Source organism: Actinospica durhamensis (assembly GCF_018139695.1).
Classification (GTDB): domain Bacteria; phylum Actinomycetota; class Actinomycetes; order Streptomycetales; family Catenulisporaceae; genus Actinospica; species Actinospica durhamensis.
This window is the reverse complement of sequence record NZ_JAGSOG010000519.1, coordinates 1-2,230: the sequence shown is the minus strand read 5'-3', so window position 1 is coordinate 2,230 and position 2,230 is coordinate 1. Positions and strand designations below refer to the sequence as shown.

The 2,230-nt window shown below is 70.2% G+C and carries 1 protein-coding gene; it reads right to left on the bottom strand.

Going from position 1 to position 2,230, the window contains the following annotated elements; translation table 11 throughout:
- The coding region (locus KDL01_RS40625; protein ID WP_246577678.1) for an APC family permease at positions 1–1,954 on the bottom strand (1,954 nt) is incomplete at its 3' end.
- Positions 1,955–2,230: the final 276 nt, after the last annotated feature.

Genomic DNA, 2,230 nt, shown 5'->3' with positions numbered 1-2,230 from the left:
GGGCCGCGGGGGCGGGCACGGTGGCGGCGGTGACCGGTCCGGGCAGCTGCCCGGTGGCGGCCGAGCGCAGCTGGTAGGGCACGCTGGCGACCACCACGCCGCGCTGGTAGAGCAGCCGGCTCTTGAGCCGGAGCGCGGACTGGTTGTGCAGGATCTGCTCCCACCAGTGTCCGAGCACGTACTCGGGGATGTAGACGGTGACGATGTCGTCCGGGTTCTCGGTGCGCAGGCGTTTGACGAACTCGACCACCGGCCGGGTGATCTCGCGGTAGGGCGAGGCGATCACGGTGAGCGGGACGGGGATCTCGCGCGCCTCCCACTGCTCGCGCAGCGCCTGCACCTCGGCCTCGTCGAGGTCCACGGTCACGGCCTGGATACTGTCGGGCCGGGTGGCCTTGGCGTAGCCGAGGGCGCGGATGGTGGGCAGGTGCAGCTTGGAGACGAGCACCACGGCGTGGTTGCTGTGCGGCCGGGACGCGCGCAGGTTCTCCGGCGGCTCGAGTTCGACCGCGACGGCCTGGTAGTGGCGCTGGATGGCGCGCATGACCAGCCAGATGATCGGCATGGCCAGCACCACGATCCAGGCGCCCTTGAGGAACTTGGTGGCCAGCACGATGACCAGGACGGTGCCGGTGAACCCGGCGCCGACCGAGTTGATCACCCGGGCCCGCATCATCCGTCGCCGCGCGGCCGTGTCGGTCTCGGTGCGCAGCAGCCTGTTCCAGTGCCGGATCATGCCGGACTGGCTGCACACGAAGGAGACGAACACGCCGATGATGTAGAGCTGGATCAGCCGCGTCGGCGAGGCGTCGAAGGCCACCACGAGCAGGATGGCGAGCGCGGAGAGCAGCAGGATGCCGTTGGAGTAGGCCAGCCGGTCGCCGCGGTTGCGCAGCTGGCGCGGCATGTAGCCGTCCCGCGACAGGATCGAGGCGAGCACCGGGAAGCCGTTGAACGCGGTGTTCGCGGCCAGCACCAGGATCAGCGCGGTGAAGAACTGCAGCAGGTAGAACATCGGCGAGGAGTCGCCGAACACCGCGCGGGCGACCTGGGCGATGACGGTGCGCGGGGTGTTGCCCGCGGGCAGGCCGATCAGCTGGGTGGGGTCCTCGGCGGTGTGCACGTGCGCGGCCAGGGCGAGCGCGGTCACGCCGGCGAACATGGCCACCGCGATGCCGCCGAGCAGCGCCAGGGTGGTGGCGGCGTTGCGGCTCTTGGGCACCTTGAACGCGGGCACGCCGTTGCTGATCGCCTCGACGCCGGTCAGCGCGGTGCAGCCGGAGGCGAAGGCGCGCAGCAGCAGGAAGCCGAGCGCCAGGCCGGAGTAGTTCGTGGTGGTCTTGATCTGGTAGTGCGCGCTCTCGGCGGCCAGGTGGTGGCCCGTCATGATCTGCGCGACGCCCCACAGGATCATGATGGCGATCGAGGCGATGAAGCAGTACGTGGGGATGGCGAAGGCGGTGCCCGACTCGCGCACCCCGCGCAGGTTCATCACGGTGATCACGGCGATGACCAGGACGCAGATGAGCACCACGTGCCCGTTCAGGACGGGGAACGCGGAGGCCAGGTTGGCCACGCCCGCGGCCGTGGAGACCGCGACGGTGAGGGTGTAGTCCACCATCAGCGCGCTGGCCACGGTGAGCCCGGCCCGCGGGCCCAGGTTGGTGGTGGCCACCTCGTAGTCGCCGCCGCCGGACGGGTAGGCGTGCACGTTCTGCCGATAGGACGCCACCACCACCAGCATCAGCAGCGCGACCGCGGCGGCGATGTACCACGTGTAGTGGAACATCGCGAGCCCGCCGGCGGACAGGACCAGCAGGATCTCCTCGGTGGCGTAGGCGACCGAGGACAGGGCGTCGGAGGCGAAGACCGGAAGCGCGATCTTTTTCGGGAGCGTCGCCTCGCCGAGCATTTCGCTGCGCACCGGCCGGCCGACGAGTACGCGCTTTGTCATCCCCATCAGTGAAGGCACGCAGGGCATCGTAAGCCCCCCGGGGCGTGAGGGGGAGAGCGCGCCCCACAGTTCCGTGATCATCGTGTTTGTACGCGTTCGTCCTGATAGATGCGGGTTTTCTACGCTGGACGCGCGCCGGTGCGCGCCGGTATGACGGTGCCCGGGGCGTGCCCGGGCGAGACCGTGGGTGCACGCTGTCCGAGACGGGAAACGGCGCGGGACGGCACACGAGGGGTCGCAGATGCGGATCGGGGCGATGCCCGGCGGGTCCCGGGC